Source organism: Photobacterium sp., from assembly GCF_057456235.1.
On sequence record NZ_JBVCPH010000011.1, the window covers coordinates 105,939 to 124,673 of the forward strand.

Here is an 18,735-nt window from a genome sequence, read left to right on the forward strand (position 1 = left end):
CCGCTTAACATTACATTGCGTTGGTATACTTACTGTCACGGTTCCATTTGTCGTTCTCAGACAGCGACATGGTACAGTTTCGCCCTGCAGCTTTCGCTTTATACATCGCAACATCAGCCATTTCGACCAGCTCGCCATAGTCCTGTGACGGCTGCGGAATAAGCGTTGCCACTCCAAGGCTAACCGTCAGTTTCGTGCCCACATCCGAATAGTGATGAATAATACCCTTGGCTGCCAGTTGCCGGTGAATATTTTCGGCCACGACTTCGCCGCCGGTTAAATCCGTATTTGGCAGCAGGAAAGCAAACTCTTCCCCGCCGTAACGGGCGACCTCGTCAGTTTCACGATGGATGACACTCCGCAGCACTTTTGCCACTTCCCGCAGGGCAAAATCACCTTGCTGATGGCCATAGTTATCATTAAAAGCTTTAAAATAGTCGATATCGCATAAAATCAACGTCAGCGACTTTTGCTCACGGACATGATCATGCCACATTCGGCGCAACAGCTCATCAAAACTACGTCGGTTGGCAACTTTTGTCAGGCTGTCAACAAAGCTGAGCTCCTGGAGTTCCATGATCGCATCAGCTAGTTGTTGCTCCGCCATTTTACGCTCCGTGACATCGCGAGCCATGATCAAGACCCCCACCGAACCATCCGTCGGATCACAATAGGGAGACTTGGCGACCTCGTACCAAATCGGTGTACCGTCTTCTAAGATAACGTAATCTTCGGTTTTACTGGTGACGCCTTTTTCCATCACCTCGCGATCGATACCTTCAAATATTTCCCATTTGTCAGGTTCAAGCACATCAGAAGCCACTTTGCCCAGCAACTCTTCCTGGGTATAACCGAGCGATTGAGCAAACGGTTCGTTACAACCGACATAGACCCAGTGCTCGTTAAACAGACCAATAGGATCCTGGCTCGCACTTAAGATCGTGTCCAATAGGTTATTTCGCTGGGCAAGTGCTTGCTCTGTGACTTCCCGTTTCTCAATTTCCAGTTTCAGACTTTCCTGCATCTCATGCCAGTCGGTCACATCATGGCTGATACTCAAGGTACCGATGGTTTCGCCGAGATCATCAATAAGTAACGTCTTATTCGTTTCCAGTAGCCGACTTGAACCATCTGGCGAGGTCGTCCAGGTATGGGTTGAGTTATTGTCGGATAATGACGCTTCGGCTGATGATGACATTTCATCACCGTCAATCATGCCTTCATTAACGCGCCCGCGCCAGAATCGGTCAAACGCTTTATTAGTTCCGAGAATATTGCCCGCATTATCCTGGAAGTAGACTAACTCCGACAGCGAGTTAAGTACGCTCTGGAAGACCCGCTGCTCTTGCTCAAGCTGGGTCTGGGTTGACGGTTGATCTTGGGGCTTGAACAAAAACAGCATCCAGGCAGACTGCCATTTATAGCGAACCTGCTGACCTGAAACCTGTAACTTCAATGCCATCCGATCCGATAACTGCAATACCTCACTTGTGCCCCGCCCCCTTTTACCATGGCTATAAGGACGTAACACATCGCAGATCATCTGGGGGTCGATATCATCCGGATAAAAATAGCTGCTGCCGACTTTACGTGCACCGGTCAGCTCCCTGCAGGTTTTATTGGCATATAACAGCGCGCCGTCTTTACTTCTGACGATCACTACCGCCACGGGCATATTCGTCAGAGTGGCATACATTTTTTTAAATGAAGAGGCTTCAATATTATGCAAGACGAGTACAAGCACCGCGCTACCCAGAAAAAGCAGCAGGACCGTCAGGGTAAAAACAAGGATCGGACTGGCCATCTCCGCAGCGGACAAAGCAGCCCAGCCCGAAAAAGGGCTGAGCAATAAGGATAAAATGATCAAACTACGACTCAAAAGCATCGCGCATTCCCGGACAGTAATAACAACTCACCTGATCATACCAACAGGCATATACAACCAATCTAAAACAACCAAGAATATAACAAGCTGTTATTAATCAGTTAATTGATGGCACCAGGCTAATCTAACATAATTGCAATTACTCAGTATGTTTATGCCACTATTTTATTAAAAAGCAAAGAGAAGGCATACCGGACGGGAAGACCGCGATGAGATAAGCATTACACCTGTCGCGGTTTTTTAGGGGTGACAGGCTGATACACGAAAGGCTGGTTCAAAGCCGTCCCCTGCGCGCCGAGCTGGTCCAGGTTGCGACCAATATCAGTCATCGCTAACCAGCGGTTTTCACACCACGTAGGGGCGAGCAATGTGGGGCGGCGTGCGCTGGCTGATACACGATGATAAACCACATCAGGGGGAGTCAGACGGATCATGTCAGAAGCAATGTCGACATATTTTTCAAGGCTGAGCGCTTCAAGGCGCCCGGCTTTCCAGGCTTGTCCCATTTTACTGCCTTCCACAATATGCAACGGATGAAGCTTAATGCCATCAACACCAACGGCTATTGTGCGCCTGATGGTCTCGAGATTATCATCTTTCGTATCGCCCGGCAGCCCGACAATTAAATGGGTACACACTTTGATCCCCATTGCACGAGCACGCTTTGTGACTTGCTCATAACAAGCAAAATCATGCCCGCGATTAATCCGTTTTAAGGTTTTATCGTTGGCGGTTTGCAATCCAAGCTCAAGCCAGATTTCATACCCTTGCTGACAGTACCCCGCCAATAACGCTAATACCGCATCGGGCACACAATCGGGACGGGTTCCCACACACAGACCAACAATATCTGCAGCTTGTAATGCCTCTTCATACATGTTTTTCAGCAGCTGAACTTCAGCATAGGTATTGGTATAGGCCTGGAAATAAGCCAGATAACGCTTCGCCCTGTCCGTTTGAGCGGCACGTTGAGCAAGTTGCTGGCGAATAGGTAAATACTGGGCCTGTTCGTCCGCAAAAGAAGCCACATTACAAAAAGTACAACCGCCCCGTCCGATCGTGCCATCGCGATTTGGACAACTAAAGCCGCCATGCAGGGTCAATTTATGCACCTTCTCCCCGTAGCGACGCTGGAGGTCTTGTCCAAATGTATTGACTAATTCGTGCAGCTGCATCATTTCACCTACGTTTTTATCTCTGTATGCATTGTCGCCAGTAGCCCATAAGGAGCATGCGATAATAACCTGCAACCACTGTGCAGGGGCATTTTAAAGTCGCGCAGAGTAACATCACAGCCGCCACTGAATGTTGTGCCAAAGCAAGAAAAAACGTATATCTGATACCACCAATGTAATGCCTTTTTATTGTTGATAAAAAACTACAGATATTATTCTTCAACCCCACGATAAAACATAAAAAAAATAAGGGTTAGTGTGCACTCAGGCCGGACAGTATTCATAGTAATAACCATTATCGAATATCCAGTCATATTGAAACGGTTTAAATGCAGATGGCGGTGATTTAATGCTGTTCTGGTGCTAATTTTTGTTGGTAATTAATGTATCAAAAATGTAGGATAGTTACACTTGTGTGCAAAATATGAACAACAAATGTGACTAAATCTACTCTTAAAATAGTGATTTATGCCACCCTTTTGGCAAAACTGCAGTGTTTTTGCATACCAGATCAAAAGCACTTCAGAATTTAGTTTGCTAATGAATAAGAACTTCATCCCATAGCAAACAGCATCTCATCAATGAGCCGGACAGACTGTCCGCTATAAAGCTCGATGAAGAGGTGACAATAATATTAGGGATAACCAAGCCTTTGGATAAGGGCTTGTTGAAAACTGGAAGGATGTATCTATGACAGATCAAGAGCTTAACGCCCAGGGACTCTATGTGCCTGAATTGGAACACGATGCCTGCGGTATCGGCTTTGTCGCCCACCTGAAAAACCGTAAATCTCACGAGATTGTAACTCAAGCCCTCGACATGCTCGCGCGTATGGAGCACCGCGGTGGCCAGGGTTGCGATCCATGCAGTGGTGACGGTGCCGGTATTCTTCTGCAAAAGCCCCATGAGTTTTTATTAGAAGAAACTGTAAAACAAGGCATTAAATTACCGTCATTTGATAAATACGGTGTCGGTGTTGTGCTATTCCCTAAAGACGAGCACAAACGCCAGCAATGTCGCGATATTTTAGAGCGTAATGCAAAACGCCTTGATCTTGAAGTGATTGGCTATCGCGTATTGCCAGTCGACAACTCAATGATCGGTGAAGATCCACTCAGCACTGAACCACAGTTTGAACACGTCTTTATTACCGGCGGTGCCAACTTAGACCCCGCCGTACTTGAACGAAAACTGTATGTACTGCGTAACTATACCGTTCGTGTTTGCCTCGAAAGCATTTCAAATATCGGCGATGATTTCTACATCAACTCATTGTCGTATAAAACCTTGGTCTATAAGGGGCAGTTGACTACTGAGCAAGTACCGCTGTATTTCTTAGACTTGCAAAACCCATCTATGGTTACCGCGCTGGCATTGGTGCATTCTCGTTTCTCGACCAACACCTTCCCAAGGTGGCGCCTGGCGCAACCATTCCGTTATATTGCCCACAACGGTGAAATCAATACTGTTCGCGGTAACCTGAACTGGATGAAAGCGCGTGAAGCGATCCTTGAATCTGACCTGTTCAGCCAGCAAGAAATCGACATGCTCCTTCCTATCTGCCAGGAAGGCAGTTCAGATTCATCTAACTTCGACATGGCGCTGGAGCTTCTGGTTCTGTCTGGCCGCAGCCTGCCCCATGCATTGATGATGCTGATCCCCGAAGCGTGGCAAGAAAACAAAAACATGGATCCAAAACGTCGTGCGTTCTATCAGTACCACGCTAACGTGATGGAACCTTGGGATGGCCCGGCGTCTGTCTGTTTCACCGATGGTGTTCAGGTCGGTGCAACACTTGACCGTAACGGTCTGCGCCCGTCACGTTATACCGTGACCAAAGATGACTTCCTGGTGATGGCGTCAGAAACAGGCGTGGTTAAAATCGAACCGGAAAACGTTCAGTTCCGTGGTCGTCTGCAACCTGGCCGTATCTTCGTTGCCGATCTGGAACAAGGTCGGATTATTTCCGATGACGAGGTAAAAGACAGCATTGCAACAGCACAGCCTTATGAGCAGTGGATTAAAGACAACCTGCTGACCCTCAAAGCGCTGCCTGAAGCTGATAACATGCACCACCAGCCAACACCAGAACGCCTTCTTCACCATCAACAAGCGTTTGGTATGAGTTCTGAAGAAGTGAACGAGATCATCGTTCCACTGGCAAAAACAGCTTACGAGCCTCTCGGGGCAATGGGGGCCGACTGGCCACTGGCGATTCTTTCGCACCAGTCACAACATCTGTCAAACTACTTCAAACAGCTATTTGCCCAGGTCACCAACCCGCCGATCGATCCGATCCGTGAGCGGATGGTGATGTCGCTGAACACCTACCTCGGTAAAGATCAGAACCTGCTGACAGAAACCCCCGAGCACTGCCAGAAAGTAGAGCTGGAATCACCGGTACTCTCAAACGCAGAGCTTGAAAAGCTGCGGGCTATCGATAAAGAGCACCTGCAGGCTAAAACGCTGGATATCGTATTCCGCGCCAATGGTGAGCAGGGCAAATTAGAACGCGCGCTAAAGCGTATTTGTCAGTACTCAGAAGATGCCGTGCTTGACGGCTACTCCATCATCATTCTGACGGACCGGGCAGTTAACTCAAACCATGCCGCGATCCCTGCGATGCTTGCGGTAGGCGCGGTGCATCACCACCTGATCCGCAAAGGCCTGCGAGCCAAGTGTGACATCATTGTTGAAACCGGCGACGCACGTGAAACGCACCACTTTGCCACCCTGGTCGGTTACGGTGCTAACGCGGTTAACCCGTACCTGGTAACAGAAACGCTGGTTGATTTGCAGAAAAAGCGCAAGCTAGACCCGGAGCTGCCAACAGACGAGTTATTCAATAACTACCGTAAAGGTGTGAATGGCGGCCTGCTTAAGATCTTCTCGAAGATGGGTATTTCAACCCTGCAGTCATACCACGGTGCGCAAATCTTTGAAGCGCTGGGGATCAGCAAAGCCGTTGTTGATAAATACTTCACCGGTACCGTGTCCCGGATTCAGGGGCTGACCATCGATGACATTGCCCAGGAAGTCCTAATTCGTCACCGTGTCGGTTACCCGACGCGCGAGATCCCAGTCCAAATGCTGGATGTGGGCGGCGTCTACCAGTGGAAACAGCGTGGTGAAAAACACCTGTTCAACCCTGAAACGATTTCACTGCTGCAGCAATCCACCCGCGGCAAGGATTACAGCCAGTTTAAAGAATATTGCCATGCGGTTGATTCTCAGGGTGACCACGCGGCAACCCTGCGTAGCCAGCTTGAGTTCATTAAAAATCCGGCAGGTTCTATTCCGCTGGCGGAAGTCGAGCCCATTGAAAGCATCCTGAAGCGTTTCGCAACAGGTGCAATGAGCTTTGGCTCTATTTCGTACGAAGCACACTCAACACTGGCCGTTGCCATGAACCGCATCGGTGCGAAATCTAACTCAGGTGAAGGCGGTGAAGATCCGGATCGCTTCGAGAAGAAAGACAACGGTGACTGGGAACGCTCTGCGATCAAGCAGGTCGCTTCAGGTCGATTTGGTGTCACCTCTTACTACCTGACTAATTCTGACGAAATTCAGATCAAGATGGCGCAGGGCGCGAAGCCTGGTGAAGGGGGTCAGCTACCGGGTGATAAAGTCGATGACTGGATCGGCGCTACCCGTCACTCCACCCCTGGAGTCGGCCTGATTTCACCACCGCCACACCACGATATTTATTCAATCGAAGATTTGGCTCAGCTGATCTTCGATTTGAAGAATGCTAACCGCAAGGGGCGCGTAAACGTCAAGCTGGTATCAGAAGCCGGTGTCGGTACGATTGCCTCGGGTGTCGCGAAAGCCAAAGCTGACGTGGTACTGATTGCCGGTTTTGATGGCGGTACCGGCGCCTCGCCAATCTCATCAATTCGCCACACCGGTTTACCTTGGGAACTGGGTCTGGCTGAAACCCACCAGACCCTGCTGAAAAACGGCCTGCGCAACCGTATCGTTGTCCAGTCAGACGGTCAGATGAAAACACCGCGCGACCTTGCAGTAGCCACACTGCTGGGGGCTGAAGAGTGGGGTGTCGCAACCGCTGCATTGGTTGTTGAAGGCTGTATCATGATGCGTAAGTGTCATAAGAATACCTGTCCTGTCGGTATCGCGACCCAAAACAAAACACTACGCGAGCGCTTTGATGGTCGCGTAGATGATGTGGTTACCTTCTTCCAGTACATGGCCGAAGGTCTGCGTGAAGTGATGGCAGAGCTAGGCTTCCGCACTATCGAAGAGATGGTGGGCCAATCCCACAAACTGAAAATCCGTGATGATATCAGTCACTGGAAATACAAGAACCTTGATCTCAGCCCTGTGCTATTTAACGAACCGGCACGTGAAGACGACGGGATCTACAATCAGCGCCAGCAAGAACATAACTTAGAAAATGTCCTTGACCGTAAACTGATTAAAGCTGCAGCACCTGCACTTTACGAAGGCAAGCAAGTCGACGTTGAATTTGACATCATCAATACCGACCGCAGTACCGGTACCATGCTGTCGAACGAGATTTCAAAAATCTATAAAGACCAGGGGTTACCACAACCCATGAACGTCAAGTTCAATGGTTCAGCAGGCCAGAGCTTCGGTGCCTTCCTCGCGAAAGGCGTGAACTTCGAAGTCGAAGGCGATGCCAACGATTACTGGGGTAAAGGCCTCTCTGGTGGAACACTGGTACTTTATCCGAACGCCAAATCCGACATTATCCCGGAAGATAACATCGTTGTGGGTAACGTCTGCTTCTACGGTGCGACCTCGGGAGAGTCTTACATCCGCGGCCTAGCTGGCGAGCGATTCTGTGTCCGAAACTCCGGCGCGAGAGTCGTGGTGGAAGGTGTGGGTGATCACGGCTGTGAATACATGACCGGCGGTGTGGCCGTTATCCTGGGCCAGACAGGGCGTAACTTCGCAGCCGGTATGAGTGGCGGTGTAGCGTATGTTTGGGACCAATTTGAAGATTTCGAAACCAAGCTGAATCCAGAGCTTGTTGATCTTGACCCGATTGAACAAGAAGATCAGGACTTGCTCAAAGAGATGCTTACCAAGCATATTGAGCTGACGGGCAGTACAGTGGCTGAAACTTTCCTTTCCAACTTTGAAGTAAACCTTCAAAAAATGGTGAAAGTGATGCCAAGGGATTACAAAGCTGTACTGCAGCAGCGTAAAGCTGATGCAGAAAACAAGGAAGAGTTGGAGGCCGTAAATGGGTAAGCCTACAGGATTTTTAGAAGTTGGCCGTGAACTGCCACAGAAGTTAGATCCAAGCGTTCGAATTCAAGACAATAAAGAGTTTGTCTTAAATAAGGAGTTTGGCGCTAAGATCAACAAACAGGCATCACGTTGTATGGATTGCGGTGTGCCTTTCTGTCATAACTCATGCCCGATTGGCAACATCATTCCCGAGTTCAATGATGCGGTTTATCGTGACAGCTGGGAAGAAGCGTGGAACATTTTAAGTTCTACCAATAACTTCCCTGAGTTTACCGGTCGTGTATGCCCGGCCCCTTGTGAGAGTGGCTGTGTATTGGGGATTAACCAAGACCCGATCACTATCTGTAATATCGAAAAAACAATCGTCGAGACGGCATATCGCGAAGGATACGCTAAACCGAAAACACCACGTTCTCGTACCGGTAAAACCATAGCGATTATCGGTTCAGGCCCGGCGGGTTTATCCGCAGCCGAACAGCTGAACAGTGCCGGTCACTGCGTCACAGTGTTTGAACGCGATGAAAAAGTCGGCGGTCTGCTGCGTTTTGGTATTCCGGATTTCAAACTGGGCATGGATATCATTGACCGTAAAATCGACTTAATGGCCGAAGCGGGAATTAAGTTCGAGGTTAACGCCCATATCGGTGTTGAGATTAATGCACAGCAGCTTCGGCAGGATTTTGATGTTGTCCTGCTAACGGGCGGCTCAACCGTACCACGTAACCTGCCAATTCCCGGCCGTGAGCTTAAGGGCGTTCATTATGCAATGGAATTCCTTGCGCAAAATAACCGCCGTGCCAACGACATGGATCTTAAGGGTGAAGAAATTCACGCTACAGGCAAGCATGTTGTGGTTATCGGCGGCGGTGATACCGGCTCGGACTGTGTCGGAACCTCTAACCGTCACGGCGCGGTCAGTGTTACTCAGGTGGAGATCATGCCGATCCCGCCAGAGAAGCGTCCAGCTCACCAACCCTGGCCGTCTTACCCGATGATAATGAAAACATCCACGTCACATGAAGAAGGCTGTGAGCGTCATTGGAATATTCTGACTAAAGAGTTCATCGGTGATGAGGCGGGTAACGTGAAAGCCCTGCGTATTGCAGATATTCAGTGGCAGGAAGCGAAACCCGGCGAGCGTCCGGGCTTTGATGAAGTCGCCGGCTCTGAGCGCATCATTCCCTGTGACATGGCATTTCTGGCGATGGGTTTCTTACATCCGGAACCTACCGGTGTCTTGGCCCAGCTGGACATCAAACTGGATGAACGTGGCAATGTAGCAACAACCGGCTTTGCCACCAGCCAGAAAGGTGTCTTTGCCGCGGGTGATATGCGTACCGGCCAGTCTCTGGTCGTTCGTTGTATCAATGAAGGCCGCGAATGTGCCCGTGAAATCGATGACTTCCTGATGGGTAATACCAACCTGGAAGCGAAAGCGTATTCACTGATGCAATCACGAGCCTGATCAGGCATCTGATTGTACTTTATATAAAAGCCAGCTCTTGTGAGCTGGCTTTTTTGTATACCAAACCGATAACTTGAGCGAGTTAAGTCATCCTTCCCCCAGCGTCACACTCCGCCTTCTTCCGCTGTGAAAAATATAAAATGACAGACTCAACCCAATTTAGTCCATCAAAAAACAATGCCTAATAAGAAAAATCTGCTGTAATTACTGAAACAAAGACTGGATGTAATGGCTATTTGATCTTTTTGTAAATAGCCGTTAACTTGAAAGTTGCTGGAAGCAGAAATGGCGATCAGGGAGGTTGTCATCATTATGCAGTAACCCAGCCCGGCCGAGCTGGGCGGAAGCAAGGGAGAGTTGCAATGACACTGTATGACCCAACGCTGGAAAAAGATAACTGTGGCTTTGGTCTAATCGCCCATATTGGGGGGGAAACCAGCCACAAACTGGTTCGTACCGCGATATCGGCATTGGATCGTATGACCCACCGAGGTGGTATTGCGGCAGATGGCAAAACCGGTGACGGCTGCGGTCTGTTAATGAAAAAACCCGAATGTTTTTATCGTATTGTTGCAGAAGAAAAAGGCTGGAAACTCGCACGTGAATTTGCCATCGGCATGCTATTTCTCAGCCAGGACCCCGTCAGGGCCGAACAAGCCCGTACGATTATCAACGAAGAACTCGCCAAAGAAACCTTAGCCATTATTGGCTGGCGTGAAGTGCCAATCAACCCGCAGGTATTAGGCCCCATTGCCACAGAATCTTTACCTGATATTGAGCAGGTATTCATTAATGCACCTGCGGGCTGGAAGCCACGAGATGTCGATCGCCGCCTGTATATTGCCAGGCGTCGCATTGAAAAACGCATGACTGACGATCCTGATTTCTACATCTGCAGCCTGTCAACGCAAGTCACTGTCTACAAAGGCTTATGCATGCCAGCTGACTTGCCGAAATTCTATACCGATCTCGCGGACTTACGATTGGAGTCATCCATCTGTCTGTTTCACCAGCGCTTCTCGACCAATACCCAGCCCCGCTGGCCGCTGGCTCAGCCATTTCGTTACTTAGCCCATAACGGTGAGATCAATACCATTGCCGGTAATCGCCAGTGGGCACGTGCACGCGCGTACAAGTTTGCTTCCCCCTTGCTGCCGGATCTGCAGACTGCCACGCCGTTTGTCAACGAGACCGGCTCGGATTCTTCCAGCCTCGATAACATGCTGGAGCTATTTCTGGCCGGTGGTCTCGATCTGTTCCGGGCGATGCGCATGCTGGTTCCGCCAGCATGGCAGAACCACCCGGATATGGAACCCGAACTGCGCGCATTCTATGACTTTAACTCCATGCATATGGAGCCGTGGGATGGCCCGGCCGGTATCGTGATGTCAGATGGCCGCTATGCCGCCTGTAACCTTGACCGTAACGGCCTGCGCCCAGCCCGCTACGTGATCACCAAAGACAAGCTGATCACCCTCGCCTCTGAAGTGGGGATCTGGGATTACGCCCCCGATGAAGTGGCAGAGAAAGGCCGTGTCGGACCGGGGGAGCTGCTGGTTATAGATACTAAGTTTGGCAAGATCTGGCATTCCAATGACATCGATAACGAGCTGATGAGCCGCCATCCATACAAGGAATGGATGGACAGCCACGTCAAACGCCTGATCCCATTCAAAGATCTGGGTGACGATCAGGTCGGCAGCCGCTCTTTCGATGATAATGAACTCAATACCTACCAGAAACTCTTCGGCGTTAACCGTGAAGAGCTTGATCAGGTCTTGCGGGTTGTGGGTGAAAATGGCCAGGAGCCGACAGGATCGATGGGGGATGACGCCCCGATGGCCGTGCTGTCTTCGAAAGAGCGCGCCGTCACCGATTACTTCCGCCAGATGTTTGCTCAGGTCACCAACCCGCCCATCGACCCGCTCCGTGAAAAACACGTGATGTCGCTGGCAACCTGTATCGGCCGTGAAATGAACGTGTTCAGTGAAACCGATGGCCATGCCTATCGGGTGGCCTTCAACTCCCCTGTACTGCTGTACTCCGATCTGGTTCAGCTGCTCGAACTTGATAGCCAGTACTATCGCAACAGCATCATTGATATCAACTATGATCCGAGCGAGAAAAACCTTAAGCAAGCCATTAATGATCTGTGTGATCAGGCTGAACGCCTGGTGCGCAGTGGCACCGTGCTGATCGTGCTGTCTGACCGCGGCATTGACCAGAACAAGCTGCCGATCCCGGCGGCGATGGCGGTGGGTGCAGTGCAAAACCGCTTAGTGACAACCAATCTACGGTGCGATGCCAACATGATCGTTGAAACGGCCACCGCTCGCGATCCGCACCAGTTTGCGGTACTCATCGGCTTTGGTGCCACTGCGGTTTACCCCTATTTAGCGTATGAGTCGCTGGGAAAACTCATCGACAGCGGTGCGATAACCAAACCCTACCGTGAAATAATGATGAACTTCCGCAACGGCATGAACAAAGGCCTGTATAAAATCATGTCGAAAATGGGGATTTCCACCGTCGCCTCTTACCGTTGCTCCCAGCTGTTTGAAGCGGTTGGACTGCACCAGGAAGTCATTGAACTGTGCTTTAAAGGGGTCTCAAGCCGCATATCCGGTGCCAGCTTCGAAGACTTCCAGCAGGATCTGTTTAACCTGTCGCGCCGGGCCTGGCTGAAACGCAAACCGATTGAACAGGGGGGACTGCTGAAATATGTTCATGGCGGGGAGTTCCACGCCTATAACCCCGACGTCGTCAGTACCCTGCAGAAGGCAGTGAAAACCGGTGATTACCAGGATTACCTTGCATTTGCCACTATCGTCAACGAGAGACCGGTCTCTGCGATTCGTGATCTGCTGAAACTCAAAAAGCCAGAAAACCCGATCGAAGTGGAACAGGTTGAGGCCGCCACGGAGCTATATAAACGCTTTGACTCTGCGGCGATGTCAATTGGCGCCCTCAGCCCCGAGGCCCACGAGGCTCTGGCAATCGCCATGAACCGCTTAGGCGGCAGCTCGAATTCGGGAGAAGGTGGCGAAGATCCGAGTCGCTTTGGTAATGAGCGCAACTCTCGTATCAAACAGGTGGCATCGGGTCGTTTTGGTGTAACGCCCCACTATCTCGTCAATGCAGACGTTATTCAGATCAAAGTTGCTCAAGGCGCGAAACCCGGCGAAGGTGGCCAGCTGCCTGGTCACAAAGTCACGACGGAAATCGCTAAACTGCGTTTTGCCGTACCGGGGGTCACTCTGATCTCCCCCCCTCCGCATCACGATATTTACTCTATCGAGGATCTGGCCCAGCTGATCTTCGACTTAAAACAGGTCAACCCAAAGGCCATGGTATCGGTCAAACTGGTTTCTGAACCCGGCGTGGGCACTATCGCGACGGGTGTGGCTAAAGCCTATGCCGATCTGATCACCATCTCTGGTTACGACGGCGGTACCGGTGCCAGTCCGTTAAGCTCGGTGAAATATGCCGGCAGTCCATGGGAACTCGGTTTAGCCGAAACCCAGCAAGCACTGGTCGCTAACGGGTTACGCCATAAAATTCGCCTGCAAGTTGATGGTGGCCTGAAAACCGGCCTCGATGTGGTCAAAGCCGCCATTCTGGGGGCGGAGAGTTTCGGCTTTGGAACGGCGCCTATGGTGGCTCTGGGCTGTAAATACCTCCGTATCTGCCACCTCAATAACTGCGCCACCGGGGTCGCCACCCAGGATGAGACGCTGCGCCGTGACTTCTTTAAAGGTCTGCCGGAGCAGGTAATGAATTACTTTATTGGTTTAGGCCGGGAAGTGCGTGAATTGCTGGCCAGCCTGGGGGTAGAAAAGCTGACGGATCTGATCGGCCGCACCGATCTGCTTGCCGTGTTCGAAGGCGTTACCGCCAAACAAAACAAGCTGGATCTGAGTGGCCTGCTGCATGCCCCAACCCCCGTCGAAGGTAAGACCCTGTATTGCAGCGAGTCAAACACCCCGTTTGATCCCGCGGTATTAAGCAATACCCTGCTCAAAGAAGCATTACCGGCGATTGAACGTCGCCGCGGGGCGGATCTGTTCCATAATATCCGCAATACCGACCGCTCGATTGGTGCCCGTCTGTCAGGTGAAATTGCCCTGCGTTATGGCAATCAGGGAATGGCCTCTCAGCCAATCAACCTGCACCTGACCGGAACTGCGGGCCAATCATTCGGCGTCTGGAATGCCGGCGGACTGAACCTGTATCTGACCGGTGATGCCAACGACTACGTCGGCAAAGGCATGACGGGCGGTAAGATCGTCATCAGGCCGCCGATGGGTTCCGCATTTAAGTCTCATGAAGCGACGATTATCGGCAACACCTGCCTGTATGGCGCGACCGGTGGCAAATTGTTTGCCGCAGGTACCGCCGGCGAACGGTTCGGGGTACGGAACTCCGGCACGATAGCGATCGTAGAAGGGGCTGGCGACAACGCCTGTGAATACATGACCGGTGGGATCGTCGCGATTCTAGGAAAGACCGGAGTTAACTTCGGCGCCGGGATGACAGGAGGGTTTGCCTATATCCTCGATGAAGACGGCGATTTCGCAGGCCGGGTAAACCCGGAGCTGATTGACGCCCTGCCGCTGGATAATCTGAAAATTCATCAGGAACACCTGCGCGGACTGATAGATCGTCATCTGGAAGAAACCGGTTCAGGCCGGGCTCAGAAAATTCTGGCCGATTTCGATCTGTGGATCCCTAAGTTCTATCTGGCGAAGCCAAAGTCTGCCGATGTCAATACCCTGTTAGGTCATCAAAGCCGTTCAGCTGCTGAGCTGCGCGTTCAAGCACAATAAGGAAGGGAAACCGAATGAGCCAGAACGTTTACCAATTTATTGATGTCGAGCGCGTTGATCCGCCGAAAAAGCCGCTCAACATTCGTAAAATTGAGTTTGTCGAAATCTACGAACCTTTTACACCGCAACAAGCCAGTGCTCAGGCTGATCGTTGTCTTGATTGTGGTAACCCGTATTGCGAATGGAAGTGTCCGGTACATAATTATATCCCGCAATGGTTAAGCCTGGCCAATGAGGGGCGGATCCTCGAAGCGGTTGAGCTGGCACACCAGACTAACACCCTGCCAGAAGTGTGTGGCCGGGTATGCCCGCAAGATCGGTTGTGTGAAGGCTCCTGTACCCTGAATGATGACTTTGGCGCGGTCGCTATCGGCAATATCGAAAAATACATCACCGATAAAGCCTTTGAAATGGGCTGGAAGCCGGACATGTCCCATGTTGAGTGGGTCGACAAAAAAGTCGCGATTATCGGCGCCGGTCCGGCCGGTTTGTCGTGTGCCGATATTCTGGTTCGCAACGGCGTAAAACCGGTGGTCTTTGATCGCTACCCGGAAATTGGTGGCTTACTGACGTTTGGGATCCCATCATTCAAGCTGGAAAAGAGTGTACTGGTCAATCGCCGCAGGGTCTTTACCGAGATGGGGGTTGATTTCCGCCTCAATACCGAAATCGGCAAAGACATCCAGATGAAACAACTGCTCAGTGAGTATGATGCGGTTTTCCTTGGGGTCGGTACGTATAAAAACATGCGGGCAGGTCTGGAAAATGAAAACGCCCAGGGTGTTTACGACGCGCTGCCATTCTTAGTTTCCAATGCCTACCGGGTGATGGGACTGAAAAGTGATGGTGGCTATCTCGACATGAAAGGCAAACGTGTGGTGGTGCTCGGAGGAGGCGATACGGCGATGGACTGCGTGCGGACCTCAATTCGCCAGAACGCGAAAGAAGTGGTCTGCGCTTATCGTCGTGATGCTGCTAATATGCCGGGCTCCAAGCGTGAATTTAAAAATGCCCGTGAGGAAGGGGTTAAGTTCATGTTTAACCTGCAGCCTCTGAGTATCCACATCAATGACGAAGGACAGGTGACCGGTGTTAACGTCGTCAATACAGAGCTGGGGGCGCCAGATGAAGCGGGCCGTCGTCACCCCGAGCTTGTCGAAGGCAGCGAACACGTACTGGAGGCAGATGTCGTTATTATGGCCTTTGGTTTCCAACCGCATGCCATGCCTTGGCTGGAAAACTATCATGTCGAGCTGGATCAGAATGGCCGGATCAAAGCCCCGGAAGAATCTCGCTACCAATTCCAGACATCCAACGAGAAGATTTTCGCCGGGGGGGATGCCGTACGTGGCTCTGATTTAGTCGTCACAGCCATTAACGAAGGGCGTTTAGCAGCACAGGGGATCCTTGACTATCTCGACGTCTGACCCATGAGTTAAGAAGCAAAGCGGTTCTCCACACGTTGCCCAAAATAACGAGAGTGCTACCCCGGCCTCTCGTTTTTTGTTGCTTCAACCTTCCCCGCTCCATGTTACAATTATTCCTTTTCTCGTTGCGGCCCGCGCAACAAGTATTGACCAACAAGAGAACAGATTGATGAAAATCGGCATTATTGGCGCGATGGAGCAAGAAGTTGCCATCCTGAAAGAGCAACTGACTCACTGCGAAACCCACAAAAAAGCAGGTTGTACCTTTTACACCGGTATCCTGAACGGCGCTGATGTTGTCTTGTTGCAATCCGGCATCGGTAAAGTTGCTGCGGCCATTGGAACAGCCGTTTTACTGGAAATTTTCCAGCCAGATGTCGTACTTAATACGGGTTCTGCCGGTGGTTTTGCCCCAAGCCTGAATCTGGGGGATGTGGTTATTTCAACGGAAGTACGTTACCACGATGCTGACGTGACGGCATTTGGTTACGAAATAGGTCAGATGGCACAGCAACCGGCTGCGTTTACAGCAGACGAAAAACTGATGAATTACGCAGAACAGGCACTGGCTGCGATGGATGGCATGCACGCGGTTCGCGGCCTGATCTGTACCGGCGATGCATTTGTCTGCAGCGCTGAAAAGCAGAACTTTATTCGCCAGAACTTCCCGACGGTTATCGCCGTAGAAATGGAAGCCGCGGCTATTGCTCAGGCTTGTCACCAGTTTGAGGTTCCTTTTGTGGTGGTTCGTGCCATCTCTGATGTGGCTGATAAGGAATCACCGATGAGCTTTGAAGAGTTCCTGCCACTCGCGGCAAAGAGTTCGTCAATCATGGTCGCGAAAATGGTTGAGCTATTGAATCAGTAATGACTGATACCCTGGCGCTCTTGCTCAATAACAGCTCCCTGCTTGCACTGTGGGGAGCGTTAGTCATTCATTGGTTTGTACCCATTCCCACTGCGCTTCATCCTCTGCAGATCTGGCAACGTTTAGCGATTGTACTTGCAGATAGGGTAAACAATCCCAGAGATAATCGCCGGCAACGTTTACTTTCAGGCTTGCTGGCCTGGGGGCTGATGTGGGTCACGGTGCTGATCTTACTCATTGCGCTGCACCAGCTGGTATGGATAGAAACCCTGTTTCAGTTAACTCTGCTATGGATGGCACTTGATTGGAAATACACCGCCAGGTTCAGTAAACACTTTATCAGCGCTTACGCCAAAGAAGACAAAAACCGCTGTCGCCAGTTACTGGCCTGCTCCCTCAATCGAAATACCCGTAACCTGTCATTGCTTGGGCTGGGTAAAGCTGGCGCTGAAACCCAGTTACTCAGTTACGGTCGCCTAGTTGCCGGGGTTCTGTTCTGGTATGCGCTGGCCGGAGGGATCGGGGCGCTCTTATATCGTTTAGCCGTCAGTCTGGCTCGCTCATGGTCACCAAGCCGACATCAATATGATGTCTTTGGCCTTCCCGCAGTACGCATTCTGGCGCTATTGGATATTGTCCCACTGCGAATTTTAGCCTTGCTGATCAGTCTCGGTCGTAATGGTAAAGCGGCATTACAAGGCCTGATTAAACAAGGGGAAGACTGGCTGTTGCCCGGCCCCGGCTGGTTACTGATAGCAACCGGTCATAAATTATCGTTATCACTCGGTGGTCCCGTCATCTATGATGATAGAAAAAGGGAACGCCCCCGGATCGGTGGGAAAATAGCTCCGGCTGCATTTCATTTGGCTCAAATACAACAGATAATCACCAGTCGACTGCTTGTCTGGGTGATTATTCAAAGTGCCCTCATTTTCATCTTGGAAGGAGAAATATAAGTGCGCCCGGCCTGTCTCTGTTTACTCTTTTTTTCGGCCATCAGTGCAGCCAACCCTGCAGTTGAGCGAGTCATAAGCCTGTCTCCCCACACAACGGAGCTGGCCTATGCCGCGGGCCTCGGTGATCAATTAATCGCCGCCAGTGATTACAGTGATTATCCCGAAGCCGCAACCAAACTGGAACGGGTGGCTAACTACCGCGGTGTTAAACTCGAACGGATAGTCGCCCTGAAACCGGACCTGATCCTAGCCTGGGAAGGGGGGAATCCACCGCGGGAAATGGCGAAGCTAGAACAATTAGGTCTCAATGTTTATTATTCAAATCCCACTCAACTGGAAGATATTCCTAATACGATTGAGGCACTTGGACAATATTCACCCAACCCCGAATACGCAACAGAAACCGCAAATCAGTTCCGCCAGCAATTAGCCGACCTTCAGCGTCAGCACCAGGATCTTCGCCCAGTTCGTTTTTTCTATCAGCTGAGCGCTTCACCGATCATTACCGTAGCCAATGGGGGCTGGCCGACACAGGTATTTACCGTTTGCGGCGGACAGAATATCTTCGCTGACAGCCTTGCGAGCTACCCCCAGGTTTCTGAAGAGCAGGTGGTTACTCGCCAACCCGAGGTGATCTTTGGCACTCCCCACTCTGGCACTGATACCCGTGTCTGGAATAAGTGGCAAGGCAAATTGCCCGCGGTGGATAACCAACATATTTTCACCTTGCAGGCTGATTGGTTAAACCGTCCGACCCCACGTACTATCAAAGCCGTCCAGCAGGTTTGCCAGTTACTGGATAGCGTAAGAAAAGACGACCTGTAACAGCAGCTCACCATGATTCAACGTGAGGTGGATCACAAAGCGATGTCAGCAAGTTGAGCCGGTTTCATTT

9 protein-coding genes are annotated in these 18,735 nt (G+C 50.9%); 7 read left to right on the top strand and 2 right to left on the bottom strand.

All coding sequences use genetic code 11. The features are described 5' to 3' along the window. Nucleotides 1-10 precede the first annotated feature (10 nt). Nucleotides 11-1,885, bottom strand: a complete 1,875-nt coding sequence (locus tag AC2204_RS13620; RefSeq protein WP_318926215.1) for a sensor domain-containing diguanylate cyclase — start codon at nucleotides 1,883-1,885, stop codon at nucleotides 11-13. A 221-nt stretch (nucleotides 1,886-2,106) separates the two neighbouring features. Further along, nucleotides 2,107-3,060: a tRNA modification radical SAM protein MnmL/YtqA gene (mnmL, locus tag AC2204_RS13625; RefSeq protein ID WP_318926216.1), complete on the bottom strand. Its 954-nt coding sequence runs from the start codon at nucleotides 3,058-3,060 to the stop codon at nucleotides 2,107-2,109. A gap of 690 nt (nucleotides 3,061-3,750) precedes the next feature. On the opposite strand from mnmL, the gene gltB (AC2204_RS13630) reads away from it, so the two are divergent. The 7 genes from gltB (AC2204_RS13630) to btuF all read left to right on the top strand — a co-directional run bounded on the left by gltB (AC2204_RS13630) (nucleotide 3,751) and on the right by btuF (nucleotide 18,665). Further along, nucleotides 3,751-8,298: a glutamate synthase large subunit gene (gene gltB, locus AC2204_RS13630; RefSeq protein ID WP_318926217.1), complete on the top strand. Its 4,548-nt coding sequence runs from the start codon at nucleotides 3,751-3,753 to the stop codon at nucleotides 8,296-8,298. Beyond that, entirely contained in the window at nucleotides 8,291-9,763 is a 1,473-nt protein-coding gene (locus tag AC2204_RS13635) for a glutamate synthase subunit beta (protein WP_318926218.1), read from the top strand. The genes gltB (AC2204_RS13630) and AC2204_RS13635 overlap by 8 nt, the downstream gene beginning before the upstream one ends. Nucleotides 9,764-10,125: 362 nt before the next feature. Further along, nucleotides 10,126-14,589 (top strand): glutamate synthase large subunit, encoded by a 4,464-nt coding sequence (gene gltB, locus AC2204_RS13640; RefSeq protein ID WP_318926219.1) that lies wholly within the window; start codon nucleotides 10,126-10,128, stop codon nucleotides 14,587-14,589. Between the two features lie 14 nt (nucleotides 14,590-14,603). Then, complete coding sequence (locus AC2204_RS13645; protein WP_318926222.1) at nucleotides 14,604-16,016, top strand: FAD-dependent oxidoreductase; 1,413 nt, start codon at nucleotides 14,604-14,606, stop codon at nucleotides 16,014-16,016. Nucleotides 16,017-16,185: 169 nt separating this feature from the next. Beyond that, on the top strand, nucleotides 16,186-16,884 hold the full coding sequence (gene mtnN, locus AC2204_RS13650) for a 5'-methylthioadenosine/S-adenosylhomocysteine nucleosidase (protein WP_318926224.1): 699 nt from the start codon (nucleotides 16,186-16,188) through the stop codon (nucleotides 16,882-16,884). Further along, nucleotides 16,884-17,840, top strand: a complete 957-nt coding sequence (locus AC2204_RS13655) for a cobalamin biosynthesis family protein (protein ID WP_318926226.1) — start codon at nucleotides 16,884-16,886, stop codon at nucleotides 17,838-17,840. The genes mtnN and AC2204_RS13655 overlap by 1 nt, the downstream gene beginning before the upstream one ends. Continuing rightward, entirely contained in the window at nucleotides 17,841-18,665 is an 825-nt protein-coding gene (gene btuF, locus AC2204_RS13660; protein WP_318926227.1) for a vitamin B12 ABC transporter substrate-binding protein BtuF, read from the top strand. Nucleotides 18,666-18,735: the final 70 nt, after the last annotated feature.